Here is a 15023-nt window from a genome sequence, read left to right as displayed (position 1 = left end):
GTCCGCCTGTCCACCGATCCCCCTGCCGCGGGGTATTCCGATTGACAATTTTCGGCTGCCTGGATTAAAAAAAGTCAATCAAGTCTGGAGGCTTAGGTTCACGAAAACCTTCTGCCATATGGTGCGCGAGGCGGCCAAAAACGGCGAGACCATCCTGCACAACCCTTTCCGTTTCTGCGATGCGGTCAAGCTGCGCGCGCTGACCATAAGCGGCATCGCCGGCGACGCCATGTCCCACGACGACGCCTGGGACTTCTACCGGCTGGGGCGGCTTCTGGAGCGGGCCGACAAGACCTCGCGCATGCTCGACGTCAAGTACTTCATCCTGCTGCCGGAGCTGGCCGATATCGGCAGCAACCTCGACTACGTCCAGTGGGCGGCGCTTTTAAAGGCCATAAGCGCCCTGGAGGCCTATCGTCGCCGCCACGGCCGCATCCAGCCCGACCGTATCGTGGAGTTCCTGCTCCTCGACTACCATTTTCCCCGCTCGGTGCTGTGCTGCCTGGTCGCGGCCCAGGAATGCCTGCACGCCATCACCGGCACGCCCATGGGCTATTTCTGCAATCCGGCGGAGAAGCGCCTGGGCCATCTGTGCGGTGATCTGGCCTACAGCGGCGTGGATGAAATCTTCGCCAAGGGGTTGCACGAATTCACGGACAGTCTGCAAAGCGAGATGAACCGCGTGGGCGAGGCCGTGTTCGCCACCTTTTTCTCCGCATTTCCGGCTATTGACGTGCCTTGCCAACAGTGCGTAGGGAACGCCATGACGTTTTGCCTGGGGATAGCCGTTGAGGAGGGCCTGGTCGGCATTGCCGACACGCGCATCACCTCGGGCAACGAGCTGACGAGCGCCCAGAAGGTCACCACCTACCAAAACGGCAACGGGGCCTTCTTTCTCATGACCTCGGGCCTGCGCCCGGTGCGCGACAAGGCCCTGACCTATTTCGAAGAGGTCCTCGAAGCCTGCCCCAATCCTTTCGACAAGCTGTACAAGTCCGTCAACGCCTTTGCCGCGGCCCTGCGCCGGGTGGCCGAGGAGGACAAGTCCTACCTGACCGCCTCCGGGCTGCACTTCAACCTGCATGCGCTCATCGGCGGCCAGTTGACGGCTGACAGCGTGCACAAGCTTTACCTGATCTATCCCGAGGGCAACTGGGTGGAGATCAGTCACGGCACGCCATATCACATCATCGGCGAGGGCGGCTACGGCAAGCCCGTGCTCGACCGCACGCTCAAGTACTCCGATTCCTTGCGCATGGCGCTCAAGGTCGGCTGCCTGGCCTTTGATTCCACCCGCATCAGCGCCTCGGACGTGGATTTTCCCATCGACGTGGTCCTTTACCGCAAGGACGGGCTGGAAATGGCCCAGCACCGCTACGAGAAGGACGATCTGGCCGAGATATCGGCCTGGTGGCAGGAGCATCTGCGTGGCCTGGTCTACGAACTGCCCTCGGAATGGATAGACAACGTGGCCTCCAAGCGGACCAAGGTCGGCCACAATCCCCAGTGCCGTCCCCCCGGCGCCGAATAGCCTGTGCATTGCCGCTATACGCACCATACCCGATACGACTTCGACCGTCCCGTCTTCCTTGAGCCCCATTTGATACGGCTCGTGCCGCGCGGCGATGCCGGCCAGCGGCTGGGAGCCCTGCGCATCGACGTCGATCCCGTTCCGGCACCCCCCAGGCCTTCGCCCTGGCGCTGCTTGGGGAGATGACCGACCGGCTTGTCGTCGTCACCCGGGAAGCGCCGGGCATCCTGTCCCCGGACGCGCTTTTGGCGCGCGGGGAGGGGGCCTGCCGCGATCTGACGGTGTGTTTCATGGCCGCCGCGTCGGATCCCGAAGAGGCGTCTCCGGTTTTCGGGACCTATCGAGGGGATCCCGGCCTGTCCCGGCTGCGGCATGCCATCCGTTTGGAAATGTTCTGAATCGTACCTGAGGTGTGTTTTTTGTTGGGAATCGGGACCGGTTGGGCTACTGTGCCCCATGACGGCGGATGACATGCGCATATACTTGGTGAAAGAAGAGCTCCGGGCTCGATGGTCGGGCGTATGGCTGATGGTCTGGGCGCTTGTCCTTTTGGCGGGACTGTCCGCCAGCCGGGCCGCCGCCTCCGCCCTGGAGCTGACCGATGCGGAAAAGGCATTTATCGAGGCCCATCCCGTCATCCGCTGTAGCGACACCGACTGGCGGCCGCTTTCCATCTTCGAGGACGGACGCCAGGAGGGCCTTTTCCACGACTATTACCGCCTGATATCCCAGAAGACCGGGCTGGCCTTTCAGTTCGAGGCCATCGGCGACGGCCGCGATTTCCTGCAGGTTCTCGATGCGTTGCGCGAAAAACGCATCGACATGATCGACGGCACGGGCAAGACGCCGGATCGTGCCTCCTACGCCCTTTTTGTGGGGCCCTATTTGCGCTTCCCCCTGGCCGTCATGTCGCGCGACGACGCCACCGCCTATTCGCTGGAGAGTCTGGCCGGCAAGAAAGTGGCCGTCGGCCGGGGCGGCACGGCCGACGAGTACCTGAGGGCCCACGGCAAGAACCTCGAGCTCATCCCGGCCCGCGACCAGTCCGAGGCCCTCACCCTGGTGGCGCTCGGCAAGGCCGATGCGGCCGTGGAGAATCTGGCCGTGGCCGCCTACGCCATCCGCGCCTCGGGCCTGTCCAACGTCAAGATATCGGGCAAGCTCGATTACGACTTCGAGATCTACACCCTGGTGCGCAAGGACTGGCCGCTTCTGGCCTCCATCCTGGAAAAGGCCCAGCGGCTGGTTACCGAAAAGGAAAAGACGGCGCTTATAGCCAAATGGCTGCCCGTGTACAAACCCGGCGCGGCCGGTTCGGAAACGGGGGACGAGCCCGAGGTGCGGCCCGGGGCCAAGGCCACCGTGGCCATGACCGACCAGGAGCGTGCCTATCTGGCCAGGAAAAAGGCGCTCAGCTTCTGCGTGGACCCCGACTGGCCCCCGGTCGAGCGCATCGACGAGAACGGCCGCTATGTCGGCATCGGGGCCGATTTCCTGCATCTCATGGAAAAGCGCCTGGGCGTGCCCATGGTGCTCGTGCCCACGGCCTCCTGGAGCCAGTCCCTGGCCGCGGTCAAGCAGCGGCGTTGCGACTTTCTGCCCGCCGCCGGGGATACCAACGACCGCCGCCGCTTTTTGCGCTTCACCTCGCCCTACCTGCGCTTCCCCATGGTGGTGGTCACCCAGGCCAAGGCGCCTTTTATCGAGGACCCGGCCAGCCTTTCCGGCAAGACCCTCGGCGTGGTCAACGGCTACGCCAGTCTCGACATTCTGCGGGCCAAGTATCCCGGCATGCGCCTGATGGAGGTGCAAAGCCTCACCGAGGGGCTGCGGCTGGTGGCCGCCGGCAAGCTCTACGGCTGCATCGACACGGTGCCGGCCATAAGCCAGGCCCTGGCCAAGGGCCATTTCACCGACCTGAAAATCGCCGGACGCCTCGACGCCCACCTCGATCTGGCCATGGCCAGCCGCGACGATGAGCCCGAACTGGCCTCGCTTTTTCAAAAAGCGGTCAATACCCTGACCAAGGAAGAATCCGACGCCATCATGAAGAAGTGGCTGGCCGTCACCTTCGAGCAGGGCTTCGACTATTCCCTGGTCTGGAAGGTGTCGGCCGGGGCCGCGTTCGTGCTGGCGGTGGTGGTCTGGTGGAACCGCAAGCTCTCCCGCCTAAACCGCGCCCTGCGCCAGGCCAACGAAGCCCGCGACGCGGCCGGCCGGCGCGTCGCGGCCCTGCTCGACAACGCGAAACAGGGCTTTTTGTCCGTGGCCGCGGACGGGCTGGTCGAGCCGCAATACAGCGCCGAGTGCCGCAATATTTTCGGCGGCGACATCGAGGGAAAGGCGGTGGGCGAGCTCTTTTTCCCGGACGATCCGGCCGGGAGCGTCGACATGGCCGTCAACGTGCGCCGGGTCGTGGCCGAGCCCGACGCCTACAAGCGCGACCTCTATGTCTCGCTCATGCCGGGGCGTATCGAGCGATACGGCGCGTCCCTGCGCCTGGCCTACCGGCCCATGGCCGACGGACGGCTCATGTTCGTGATCACCGACGTCACGGGCGAGGTGCGGCTCAAGGACGCCGTGGCCAGGGAACGCAACAGGCTGGCCTGCGTGGTGGCCGCCGTGCGCGAACAGCGCGACTTTTTCACCGTGCTCGACGATTTCGCCGCCTTCCGCCGCGACGGTTTTTCGGGCGCGGGCCTGTCCGACCGCGACGCCCTCGATGCCCTGTACCGCAAGGTCCACACCTTCAAGGGACTGTTCCTCCAGCTTGAATGCGCCCATGTGGCCAAGGCCCTCAATGCCCTGGAGGAACGCCTGTCCGATCTGCGCCGCGCCACGTCCTTTAACCGCTCCGACATGCTGTCCCTGCTTGCGGACGATGCCGTGGATGCGGCCCTGGCCCGGGATGTGGACGTGGTGCGCGAGACCCTCGGTACGGAGTTTTTCAAGCGGCGCGGCGAGGTCCGCCTGGGCAGCGGGCTGGCCGATGCCCTGGCGGACCTCGCCGCGCGCCTGCTGGACCGCCTGGACGATCTGGGGCTCGATGCCGAGGCCGCGGAGGTCCTGCGCGCCGCCCGGACCCTGCGCCACATCGACCTCAAAGAGCTTTTGTCCGCCTATCCCCGCACGGCCACCCGGCTGGCCGAGGCCCGGGGCAAGGCCATCGAACCCTTCGCCGTCACGGGCGACGCCGTTTTGGTCGATCCCAAACGCTTTGCTCCCGTGGCCAAAAGTCTGATACACGTCATCCGCAATGCCGTGGACCACGGCATCGAGTCCCCGGACGTGCGCGAGGCCGCCGGCAAGACTCCGGCCGGCCACTTGGCCTGCATGGTCACGGCCGACGACGCGGCCATTCGCATTGTCTTCGAGGACGACGGCTGCGGTGTGGACATCGCGGCCGTGCGGGCCAGGGCCTACGAACTCGGCCTTGTCGGGGCCGAGGAACTGGCGGGCATGGACGACACCGCCATCCTGACCCTGCTTTTCCGGGACGGGTTCACCTCGCGCCGGGTGCCCGGGGACCTGTCCGGTCGCGGCGTGGGACTTGCCGCCGTACGGGCCGAGGCCGAGGGGCTGGGCGGGACGGTTGCGCTTCTAAACCACCCGGGGCACGGAACACGCCTTGTCGTGACCCTGCCCCGGGAAAGCCGAACCTCGCGCGAGGAGTCCGTATGACCGAGCAACTCAACATCCAGGAATTCCTCGACGCCCTGACCCGGCGCACCGAAGCGTTTTTCAACGGCGAGCTCGGCATCGCCTTCACCGGACGGGGTTTCCAGATCGACGACGTGCAAAAGCTCGACCTCAAGTCCATAACGGCCATCATGAGCGCCACCGGCGCGCTCAAGCTCTACCTGGCCTACAGCTTCGACGCGCCGCTGATCGAAGACGCCTTCGCCGCCTACACGGCCGACCTCGACATCGCCGAGGACGAACGTGCGGATGCCGTCCAGGAAACCGCCGGCGACATCATCAACATCATCGTCGGCAACGCCCTGGCCGACCTTGCCGCAACCGGACCGACCATCGCCCTGTCCCCGCCCATCGTCCTCACCGAGGCCAAGTCCGTCATGCGCCACCGGGGGGCCAAATTCGCCTCGGCGGAACTGCACGCGGACGCGGGCCATATGAGTATCCACCTGATCGGACCGGGCGAACTTTTCAATGATGTGTTAGAGTACGTGAAGGAGTAACCATGAGACGGCTTCGCGTCATGGTAGTGGACGACTCCGGCCTTACCGTGAAAAAAATGGTCAAGCTCCTGGGGGAGCTTGGACACGAGGTGGCCGCTGTGGCCACCACGGGGCGTCAGGCCGTTACCGATTATCCCACGGTCGCGCCGGACATGGTGGCCATGGACATCACCATGCCGGACTTGAACGGCATCGAGGCCACGCGTCTGATCATGGCCGCCGACCCCGAGGCGCGGATCATCATCGTCACCTCGCACGGCCAGGAACAGATGGTCATGGACGCCATCGAGGCCGGGGCCAAGGGGTACATCCTAAAGCCGGTCAAGCTGGAGAAATTGCGCGAAACCCTGGAAACCGTGGCGGAAAAATACCTGCCATGAGTGCTTCCATGCTCGAAAGCACGCTGTTGCAGACGCATTTCGACGTCATTCCCTTCGGCATTTATGTCGTGGATGTGGCGACCTATGAGATCGTCTTCGTCAACAAGCATTTTCGAGACGCCATGGGCGTGGTGGAAGGCCGCAGCTGCCATGAGGTCCTCTATGGCCAGGCCATGCCCTGCCTCCATTGCCGCATCCCCGAACTGCTGACCCCGGGGGGCAAGCCCAACGGCGTGACCGTGGTCTACGACCACTACAACGAGCGCGACGAGCACTGGTTCCAGATGCAGGAGAAGACCATGGGCTGGCCCGATGGGCGGGTGGTCAAATATTCCATCGCCGTGGATATCTCCGAGCTCAAGGAAACCCAGAACAGTCTGGCCGAGGCCCATGCCCAACTGGCCATCAACAACAAGGAACTGGCGGCCCAAAACAAGATCCTCCAGGAAAACATCGAACTGCGCGAACACGTGGAGCGCATCGCCCGCCACGACCTCAAGGCCCCGCTGTCGGCCCTGATCGGCCTGCCCCAGGTGCTCCTCGACAACTACGACCTGCCCGAGCCGGCGGCCGACGTTGTCCGCCTGATCGAGCAGGCCGGGCACAGCATGCTCGAGATGCTCAACCAGTCCCTGGTGCTCTTTCGCCTGGAAACCGGTTCCTACGTCCTTGTCCCCAAACCGGTGAACATGGCCGACCTGACCCGGCGCACCGTGGCCAGGCTCGCCACCATGCCCGTGGCGCGGGGACGCGTCATCCACATGTCCCTCGACGGGCGTCCCCTGACCCCGCAGGACGGCCTGGACTTTCAAGGCGACGCGCTGCTCCTTGGCCCCATGCTGCAAAACCTCCTGGTCAATGCCCTGGAGGCCGCTCCCCCGGGCCGGGATATCGTCGTGGACCTCCTGCCCCGGCCCGATTGCCTCGCCATCGTCGTGACCAATCCCGGCGAGGTGCCCGAGTCCATTCGCGGTCGGATGTTCGAGAAATACGTCACTATGGGCAAACGGGGCGGCACCGGCCTTGGCGCCTATTCCGCCGCCTTGGCCGCCCGGGCCCACGGCGGCAACATCACGCTGGATGCGTCCGTGCCCGGGCAAACCACCGTCGTCGCCACCCTGCCGCGTCCGGCCGGGGAGGAGGCGGGGGCATGAGGGAGAACGCCCTTTTCGAAAGCCATTTCGACCTCATTCCCTTCGGCATCTATGTCGTCGATGCCGCGACCTATTCCATTGTCTACAGCAACCGGGTCTATATCGAACGTTTCGGCAAGCACCTCGGGGCAACCTGCCACAAGATCCTGTATGAGCGCGACGAGCCCTGCACCAACTGCCGCATGGTCGAATTGCTGACGCCGGCCGGCCTGCCGAACGGCAATACCCTGGTTTTCGAGCATTTCAACGAAGTCGACGACCGCTGGTACCAGATGCAGGTACGCGCCATGACCTGGCCCGACGGCCGGGTGGTCAAATACTCCATCGCCGTGGACATTTCCGACCTCAAGGACACCCAGAACCGTCTGGCCGAGGCCCATGCCGAACTGGCGCTCAAGAATCGGGAGCTGATGCGGCTGTCGACCACGGACATGCTGACCGGGCTGGCCAACCGGCAACGCATCGACGCGCTGCTCGGCCAGGCCCTTAACGATCGCAGCGAGGCCGTAAGCCTCATCATGCTCGACATCGACCATTTCAAGCGCATCAACGACCGTTTCGGCCATCTGGCCGGCGACAGGACGCTGTCCGCCCTGGCCGGCGTCCTGCGCGGGGCGATGCCGGAAGGCTGTGCGGTCGGCCGCTGGGGTGGCGAGGAATTTCTGATCTTGTGCCGCAAGACCGTCCTGGCCGACGCCTACCTCCTGGCCGAAGCCCTGCGGGAGCGGGTGCTGGAGCTCGATCTGCCGGATATCGGCCGGATCTCGTGCAGCTTCGGCGTGGTCGAGGCCGCTCCGGAAGAAACCGTGGACCGGCTCATGAGCCGGGTCGATCAGGCCCTGTACGTGGCCAAGGAACTCGGCCGCAACCGGGTCGAGGCGGCCTGACGCCCCCGGCCGCCGCCCGCAAACCATCCCTTTCCCCATGACCCGGACCACCGTGCAGCATATCGCCCTGGCTTTCGATTTCCCCGTCGTTTTCACCCGGGACGCCTTCGATCCCGAAAACGCCGCCTTGGCCGAGGCCCTTGGCCGGGCGGGCCCCGGTCCCCATCGGGCGGGGCTGGTCATCGACGCCGGCCTTGCCGCCGCCATGCCCGGCCTGGCCGACCGGGCGCGGGCCTACTGCGCCGCCCATGCCGCCGTGATCCGTCTTGTCGCGCCGCCCCTGGTCGTTGCCGGCGGCGAGCGGGCCAAGACCGATTTCAGCGTGGTCGAGGCGGTCTGGAAGCTCACCTACGAGGCGAAGTTGTGCCGGCAATCCTTCCTGGTCGTCATCGGCGGCGGGGCGGTGCTGGACGCGGCCGGGTTCGCCGCGGCCACGGCCCATCGCGGGGTGCGCCTCGTGCGCATGCCGAGCACGGCCCTGTCCCAAAACGACGCCGGCGTGGGGGTCAAAAACGGGGTCAACGCCTTTGGCCGCAAGAACTACATCGGCGCGTTCGCCCCGCCGTATGCCGTCATAAACGACCATGCGCTCCTGGCCACGTTGCCGGCGCGCGAGGTGCGTTCCGGTCTGGCCGAGGCGGTCAAGGTGGCGGTGGTGCGCGACGCGGATTTTTTCGCCCGGCTTTGCGCCCTTGCGCCGCGGCTTGCCGCCCTTGACTGCGATGCCCTGGAGGAGGCCGACAGACGTTGCGCCCTGGCCCACCTGGAGCATATCGCCTCCGGCGGCGACCCCTTCGAGATGGGCTCGGCCCGGCCCCTCGATTTCGGCCACTGGGCCGCCCATGCCCTGGAGGAGGCGACCGGGGGCGCACTGCGGCACGGCGAGGCCGTGGCTGTGGGCATGGCCCTCGACACCCTCTACGCCGCGCGGGTCGGCCTGCTGCCCCGGGCCGATGCCGACGCCGTGCTCGATCTTTTGGAAAAACTGGGCCTTGCCGTCTGGCATCCGGCCCTGGCCGGCCTCGACATGGCCGCCGCCATCGAGGCCTTCCGCGAACACCTCGGCGGCCGGCTGCACCTGACCCTGCCCATGGCCATAGGCAGCCGCATCGAGGTCCACGATGTCGATGACGCCTCCCTCGCCGCCGCGCGGGAGATGCTTTCCAGGAGGGGCGCCCCTCCTGGACCATCCTGCCGGGGGGAATGATTCCCCCCGGACCCCTTTGGGGGGAAGAGAGGGAATATGCCGCCGGTGACCTATTGCACCAATATCCATCCTGGTGAAACGCTTGAGGAAGTCCGGCAGGGGCTGCAACAGTACGCTGTCCGGGTCAAGGCCAGGCTCGCGCCGGAGACGCCGTTTCCGGTGGGGCTGCGCCTGTCCGGTCTGGCCAGCCTGGAACTGGAAGCGGCCGACGCCGCGCAACGCTTCGGGGATTTTCTGACCGAGGCCGGGCTTTGCGTCACCACCGTAAACGGCTTTCCCTACGGCCGCTTTCATCATACCCCGGTCAAGGAAGCGGTCTATCTGCCCGATTGGCGCGATCCCGAGCGCGCCGCCTACACCCTGCGTCTGGCCCGCACGTTGGCCGGCTGGCTGCCCGAGGGCGGCCGGGGCTCCATCTCCACCGTGCCGGTGGGATTCCGGCGGGGATTTCCCGAAAACGATTTGCCGACGGCGCTGGCCGTCCTGCGCCGCACCTTGGCAGCCTTGGCCGGGCTGCGCCAGGAGACCGGAAAGATCATCCGGCTGGCGGTCGAGGCCGAACCGGGCTGTCTGGTCGAAACCACGCCGGAGATGGTGGCGCTTTTTGAGCGCCTCGACCCGGACGGGGCGTTTCGGGACTTTCTCACCGTCTGCTACGACTGCTGCCATCAGGCCCTCCAGTACGAAGATCCGGAGGCGTCCCTTGCGGCCTACGCGGCGGCGGGCATTGCCGTGGGGTACGTGCAGGTGTCCTCGGCGCTGCATCTGGACGGCGGCGCGCTCTCAAGCCTTTCCCGTTTCGTGGAGCCGGTCTATCTGCATCAGGCCGTGGCCCGGCTTGGCGACGGGAGCCTGCGCCGTTTTAACGACCTGCCCGAAGCCCTGGCCGCCCGGTTGGACGATGTGGCTTCCTGGCGGGTGCATTTCCATTTGCCGGTCTTCGTGGCCGAGCTGCCGGAGTGCGCCACCACGCAGGATTTTCTGGTCGGCATCCTGCCGCGTTTCGCCCCGGAGGCGTCCATGGAAGTGGAGACCTACACCTGGAGCGTGCTGCCCGGGGAACTCAAGATGCCGGATGTGGTCGACTCCATCTGTCGGGAGATCGATTGGGTGGAAGCGGCCCGGTCGGGCCCGGTGAAGGGATAAGCCCACATCGTGCGCCGGGCCGTTATGGGGGGAGGTGGCCCGGCGCACGAAGGGGCGAGGAGGGAACCGCGCGGTTATCCGGTCTGTCCGTCCGAGTCGGCGTGTCCGCCGAAGGCCCGGCGCGCCGCCGCGCCAAGCCCCATGATGAGCTTGAAGAAGACCGGGATGAAAAAGGGCGCCAAGAGGGTTGCCCCGAGCATGCCGCCGATGACGCCCGTTCCGATGGCATGCCGGCTGTTGGCCCCGGCCCCGGTGGAGATGGCCAGGGGCAGACAGCCGAGGATGAAGGCCAGGGAGGTCATGATGATGGGCCGGAAACGCAACTTGGCCGCACTGAGGGCCGCTTCGGTCAGGTCCTTGCCGGCTTTGACCTCGAGCACGGCGAATTCCACGATCAGGATGGCGTTTTTGGCCGCAAGGCCAATGAGCGTGACCAACGCGATCTGGAAGTAGATGTCGTTGGACAGGCCTCGTCCGAACACGGCCGCGATGGCGCCGAAAAGCGCGAACGGCACGGCCATGATGACGGCGAACGGCAGCGTCCAGCGTTCGTACTGGGCGGCCAGGATCAGGATGACCATGACGATGCCCATGCCGAAAACGAGCATGGAGGAGCCGGCGGCCGCCTTTTCCTGGTAGGCCGAACCGGTCCAGGCCAGGGTGTAGTCCGCCGGCAGCACCTTGGCCGCCGCTTTTTCCATGGCGGCCAGGGCCTCGCTCGAGGTGTGGCCGTCGGCCGGTTGGCCCATGATCTTGGCCGCCGGGAAGACGTTGAAGCGTTCCATGACCTCGGGGCCGGTGGATTTTTCGATGGTGGCCAGCGCGGTCAGCGGAATCATCTCGCCCGATTTTGAGCGCGCGTAGACCTCGCGCAGGTCTTCCGGCCGGTCGCGGTATTTCGCCTCGGACTGGAGCTGGACCCGGAAGGTGCGGCCGAACTTGTTGAAGTCGTTGACGTAGTAGGCCCCGAAGGTGGCCTGCATGGCGTCGTAGACGTCGCTTATGGCCACGCCCAGCGCCTTGGCCTTCTGGCGGTCGAGATCCACGCGCAACTGGGGCACGTTGGCCCCGAAGGTGGTGGCCACGCGTCCGAGCGCCGGGTCCTTTTTGGCCTCGGCCACGAGCTTGTCGGTCATCACGGCCAGATCCTGGGCGTTGCCCTCGCCGCGATTTTGCAGGTAGCCCTCGAAGCCGCCGGTATTGGACATGCCGGTAATGGCCGGCGGGTTGAAGGCCAGGGTCATGCTCTTGGGCAGGGCCATGCCGCGCCCGAAGATGCGCTTGACGAAGGCGAACGAGCTTTCGTCCGCTTTCTTGCGCTCGTCCCAGGGCTTGAGCGGAATGAACAGAGTGCCGTAGTTGGAGCGGTAGGTGGAGCTCAAAAGATCGAGGCCGGTGATGGTGATCTGATGCGCCACCACGGGGTCCTTGGCGTTCATGGCATCCATGGCGTCGTCGATTTTTTCGGTGGCCCGAAGCGACGTGCCGTCCGGCAGGATGTTGAGCCCGATGACGTAGCCCTGGTCCTCGTCCGGGACCAGGCCGCCGGGAACGATGCGGAAAAGCGACAAGGCCCCGACGCACAGGACCGCGAAGAGCACCAGGGCCACGACCACATGGTGCAGCAGGAAGGACACGCCGGCGGTATAGCCGTTTGTCACCTTGTCGAAGAGGCGGTTGAAGGCCCGGAAGACCCGGTTGGGTTCCTGATGCCCGGCTTTTAGAAGCGAGGCGCAAAGGGCCGGGGTGAGCGTCAGGGCCACGAGACCCGAGATGACCACCGACACGGCGATGGTGATGGCGAACTGCTTGTACATCTGGCCGGTCAGGCCCCCGAGGAAGGCGACCGGCACGAACACGGCGCAAAGGACCAGCACGATGGCGACGACCGGTCCGGTCACCTCTTCCATGGCCTTGGCCGTGGCTTGCCTCGGCGGGAGCTTTTCCGTGCTCATGATGCGCTCGACGTTTTCGAGCACCACGATGGCGTCGTCGACCACGATGCCGATGGCCAGCACCATGCCGAACAGCGTCAGCGTGTTGATGGTGAACCCGAGCGCGTACATGCCGGCGAAGGTGCCGATGATGGAGACCGGCACGGCCAGGCAGGGAATGAGCGTGGCCCGGAAGTTCTGCAGGAAGATGAACACCACGAAAAAGACCAGGATCATGGCCTCGACCAGGGTGTGGATGACCTCCTCGATGGAGACGCGCACGAAGGTGGTGGTGTCGAGCGGCACCTTGTAGGCGATGCCGTCCGGTAAGCGCTTGGCCAGTTCCGCCAGCTTGGCCGTGACCAGATCGGCCGTATTGAGGGCGTTTGCGCCCGGGGACAGGTAGATGCCGATGTTGACCGCCGGATTGCCGGAGATCTTGGCAACAGCCGTGTAATCCTTGGCTCCCAGCTCCACCCGGGCCACGTCCTTTAAGCGCAGCACCGAGCCGTCGGACTGGGCCCTGAGGATGATGTCCCCGAATTCCTCCGGGGTGAGCAGCCGCCCCTTGGTGGTGACCATGTAGTTGATGGCCACCGGTTTTTCGGGCTCGGTCGGTTCCGCGCCGATGCGGCCGGCGGCGAACTGGGCGTTTTGCTCCTGGATGGCGGTGGCCACGTCGGATGGCGTGAGCCCCAGTTGGGCCAGCTTGTCCGGCTGCAGCCAGACCCGCATGGAATAGTCCTTGGCCCCGAAGATGGAGGCGTCGCCCACGCCCGGCAGGCGCTTGAGCTCGTCGAGGACGTTCACCAGCACGTAGTTGCTGATGTAGACGGCGTCGTAACGCTTGGACGGGGATTCGAAGGAGATGACCTGCAGGATGTTGGACGATTTTTTGCGCACGGTCACGCCCTGGCGCTGCACTTCGGCGGGAAGGGTGGTCAGGGCGGCCTGGACGCGGTTATTGACATTGATGGTGTTCTGGTCGGGGTCGGTGCCGACGGCAAAGGTGACGGTCATGGACAGCGACCCGTCGCCGGAGCTGGTCGAGCGCATGTAGAGCATGTTGTCCACGCCGTTGATCTGCTGTTCGAGCGGCGCGGCGACGGTGGCGGCGATGACCTCGGGGCTGGCCCCGGGGTAGGAGGTCGAGACGTTGACCTCCGGCGGAATGATGTCCGGATATTGGGCGATGGGCAGGTTTTTGATGGCCGCCAGACCCGCCAGCACGATGACCAGCGAGATGACGATGGAAAAAACCGGTCGCCCCAGGAAAAACCGTGAGATCATGAACGGGGCTCCTTGGTCGCCTGGGAGGTTTCGGCCTTGTCGGTGGACGCCTGGGCGGCGGGCTTGCCCGATCCCTCGGCCTGCGCGGGCGCATTATCCTGGCGCACGCGCACGACCATGCCGGGGCGTACCTTGATGATGCCCTCGGCCACGATGCGGTCACCGTTTATCAGCCCTTTATCCACCAGGTAGTCGTTGCCGACGGACTGCCCGAGCACGATGGGCCGGGGCGAGACCTTGTTGGCGGCGTCCAGGACCCAGACCATGGCGCCCTGCTGGGTGTTGAGCACCGAGCCCTGGGGCACGGCCAGGGCGTCCTGGTAATGCGCGCCTTCCAGGCGCACCCGCACGAACTGGCCCGGCAGCACGGTGCCGTCGGGGTTTTTGAACTCGGCCCGGACCTTGACCACGCCGGTGGTGGAGTCGACCTGGGTGTCGGTGAAGTTGATGCGGCCGGGCTCCTTGTAGACGCTGCCGTCGGGCAGGACCAGGCGCACGACGTAATCGCCGCCCGCGCCGATGGCCACCTTGCCCGCGGCCAGATCCTTGCGCAGGCGCAGCATTTCGGGCCCGGACATGGAGAAGTTGACGTAGAGCGGATCGACCCGGTTGATGGTGGTCAAAAGGCTGCTGTCGCTGGTGGTGCTGATGAGGCTGCCTTCGGACTTGGTCTCCTTGCTGGTGAGGCCGGAGATGGGGGCCGTGACCTTGGTCCATTGGAGGTTGAGCGAGGCTTCGCGCACCTTGCCCCGGGCCGCTTCCACGGCGGCCTTGGCCGAGTCCAGGGTGGTCCTGGCGTCGTCAAAGTCCTTCTTGGCCACGACATCGCCCTTGTAGAGCGTTTCCATGCGCTTGGCGTCGCGTTCGGCCTGGGTCAGGGTAGCCTCGGTCTGGCCGAGCGCTCCCTTGGCCTGTTCCAGGGCGGCCTGGTAGGGTGCGGGGTCGATCTCGAACATCAGCTCGCCCTGGCGCACGGGCTGGCCTTCCTCATAGTTGCGGCGCAACAGGATGCCGCCCACCCGGGCCCGCACCTGGACCTCGCGCGAACCCGCGGTCTGGCCCATGTAGGCCATGTGGAGGGGGATATCGGCGCGCTTGACGGTATAGGCCACGATTTCCGGGGGCGGCGGGGCCTTGGCGGACGTCTCCTGCCCGGAACTGTCCGTGGCGCAGCCGGAAAGACCGGCGCAAAGGGCGCACAACACGCCAAGGATAAGCCCGCGAAGGGCGGTTTGCGGGAGTATAAACGCAGTCATGGAGTCCTCCGGGAACAGCGCCGGGCACAGTCCTCCTGG

The 15023-nt window shown here is 65.7% G+C and carries 12 protein-coding genes; 10 read left to right on the top strand and 2 right to left on the bottom strand.

From position 1 onward, the window contains the following. Positions 1-118: 118 nt before the first annotated feature. The 10 genes from ACMZ6R_RS00180 to eboE all read left to right on the top strand — a co-directional run bounded on the left by ACMZ6R_RS00180 (position 119) and on the right by eboE (position 10504). Positions 119-1531 carry an alpha-E domain-containing protein gene (locus ACMZ6R_RS00180; RefSeq protein WP_416108583.1) on the top strand — a complete coding sequence of 471 codons (1413 nt, stop codon included), beginning with the start codon at positions 119-121 and terminating at the stop codon, positions 1529-1531. Positions 1532-1534: 3 nt separating this feature from the next. After that, positions 1535-1717 carry a transglutaminase N-terminal domain-containing protein gene (locus ACMZ6R_RS00175; RefSeq protein ID WP_416108582.1) on the top strand — a complete coding sequence of 61 codons (183 nt, stop codon included), beginning with the start codon at positions 1535-1537 and terminating at the stop codon, positions 1715-1717. Next, a complete protein-coding gene (locus ACMZ6R_RS00170) occupies positions 1714-1929 on the top strand; it encodes a hypothetical protein (protein ID WP_416108581.1) in 216 nt (71 codons plus the stop codon). Before ACMZ6R_RS00175 ends, ACMZ6R_RS00170 begins: the two co-directional genes overlap by 4 nt. A 73-nt stretch (positions 1930-2002) precedes the next feature. After that, on the top strand, positions 2003-5212 hold the full coding sequence (locus tag ACMZ6R_RS00165; protein ID WP_416108579.1) for a transporter substrate-binding domain-containing protein: 3210 nt from the start codon (positions 2003-2005) through the stop codon (positions 5210-5212). Next, a complete protein-coding gene (locus tag ACMZ6R_RS00160; protein ID WP_416108578.1) occupies positions 5209-5730 on the top strand; it encodes a chemotaxis protein CheX in 522 nt (173 codons plus the stop codon). Before ACMZ6R_RS00165 ends, ACMZ6R_RS00160 begins: the two co-directional genes overlap by 4 nt. A 2-nt stretch (positions 5731-5732) precedes the next feature. Then, complete coding sequence (locus tag ACMZ6R_RS00155; RefSeq protein ID WP_416108576.1) at positions 5733-6110, top strand: response regulator; 378 nt, start codon at positions 5733-5735, stop codon at positions 6108-6110. Beyond that, entirely contained in the window at positions 6107-7264 is a 1158-nt protein-coding gene (locus ACMZ6R_RS00150) for an ATP-binding protein (protein WP_416108574.1), read from the top strand. Before ACMZ6R_RS00155 ends, ACMZ6R_RS00150 begins: the two co-directional genes overlap by 4 nt. Beyond that, a complete protein-coding gene (locus ACMZ6R_RS00145; RefSeq protein ID WP_416108573.1) occupies positions 7261-8151 on the top strand; it encodes a diguanylate cyclase domain-containing protein in 891 nt (296 codons plus the stop codon). Before ACMZ6R_RS00150 ends, ACMZ6R_RS00145 begins: the two co-directional genes overlap by 4 nt. Before the next feature lie 37 nt (positions 8152-8188). Next, complete coding sequence (locus tag ACMZ6R_RS00140) at positions 8189-9358, top strand: 3-dehydroquinate synthase (protein ID WP_416108572.1); 1170 nt, start codon at positions 8189-8191, stop codon at positions 9356-9358. A 36-nt stretch (positions 9359-9394) separates the two neighbouring features. Then, positions 9395-10504, top strand: coding sequence for a metabolite traffic protein EboE (eboE, locus tag ACMZ6R_RS00135; RefSeq protein WP_416108571.1), 1110 nt, complete (start codon positions 9395-9397; stop codon positions 10502-10504). 74 nt (positions 10505-10578) lie between these two features. Here the strand turns inward: eboE and ACMZ6R_RS00130 are convergent, their stop codons facing one another. Together ACMZ6R_RS00130 and ACMZ6R_RS00125 are read right to left on the bottom strand one after the other, a co-directional pair. After that, positions 10579-13728, bottom strand: coding sequence for an efflux RND transporter permease subunit (locus tag ACMZ6R_RS00130; RefSeq protein WP_416108569.1), 3150 nt, complete (start codon positions 13726-13728; stop codon positions 10579-10581). Continuing rightward, on the bottom strand, positions 13725-14984 hold the full coding sequence (locus tag ACMZ6R_RS00125) for an efflux RND transporter periplasmic adaptor subunit (protein WP_416108568.1): 1260 nt from the start codon (positions 14982-14984) through the stop codon (positions 13725-13727). The genes ACMZ6R_RS00130 and ACMZ6R_RS00125 overlap by 4 nt, the downstream gene beginning before the upstream one ends. Positions 14985-15023: the final 39 nt, after the last annotated feature.

Origin of the sequence: Solidesulfovibrio sp. C21, from assembly GCF_047785625.1 — a bacterium.
Lineage (GTDB): Bacteria > Desulfobacterota > Desulfovibrionia > Desulfovibrionales > Desulfovibrionaceae > Solidesulfovibrio.
This window is presented reverse-complemented; position numbering and strand designations above follow the sequence as displayed.

Coding starts and splice junctions, on each gene's coding strand:
- ACMZ6R_RS00180 (WP_416108583.1), top strand. CDS start 119: ATGGTGCGCGAGGCGGCCAAAAACGGCGAGACCATCCTGCACAACCCT.
- ACMZ6R_RS00170 (WP_416108581.1), top strand. CDS start 1,714: ATGACCGACCGGCTTGTCGTCGTCACCCGGGAAGCGCCGGGCATCCTG.
- ACMZ6R_RS00165 (WP_416108579.1), top strand. CDS start 2,003: ATGCGCATATACTTGGTGAAAGAAGAGCTCCGGGCTCGATGGTCGGGC.
- ACMZ6R_RS00160 (WP_416108578.1), top strand. CDS start 5,209: ATGACCGAGCAACTCAACATCCAGGAATTCCTCGACGCCCTGACCCGG.
- ACMZ6R_RS00155 (WP_416108576.1), top strand. CDS start 5,733: ATGAGACGGCTTCGCGTCATGGTAGTGGACGACTCCGGCCTTACCGTG.
- ACMZ6R_RS00150 (WP_416108574.1), top strand. CDS start 6,107: ATGAGTGCTTCCATGCTCGAAAGCACGCTGTTGCAGACGCATTTCGAC.
- ACMZ6R_RS00145 (WP_416108573.1), top strand. CDS start 7,261: ATGAGGGAGAACGCCCTTTTCGAAAGCCATTTCGACCTCATTCCCTTC.
- ACMZ6R_RS00140 (WP_416108572.1), top strand. CDS start 8,189: ATGACCCGGACCACCGTGCAGCATATCGCCCTGGCTTTCGATTTCCCC.
- eboE (WP_416108571.1), top strand. CDS start 9,395: ATGCCGCCGGTGACCTATTGCACCAATATCCATCCTGGTGAAACGCTT.
- ACMZ6R_RS00130 (WP_416108569.1), bottom strand. CDS start 13,728: ATGATCTCACGGTTTTTCCTGGGGCGACCGGTTTTTTCCATCGTCATC.
- ACMZ6R_RS00125 (WP_416108568.1), bottom strand. CDS start 14,984: ATGACTGCGTTTATACTCCCGCAAACCGCCCTTCGCGGGCTTATCCTT.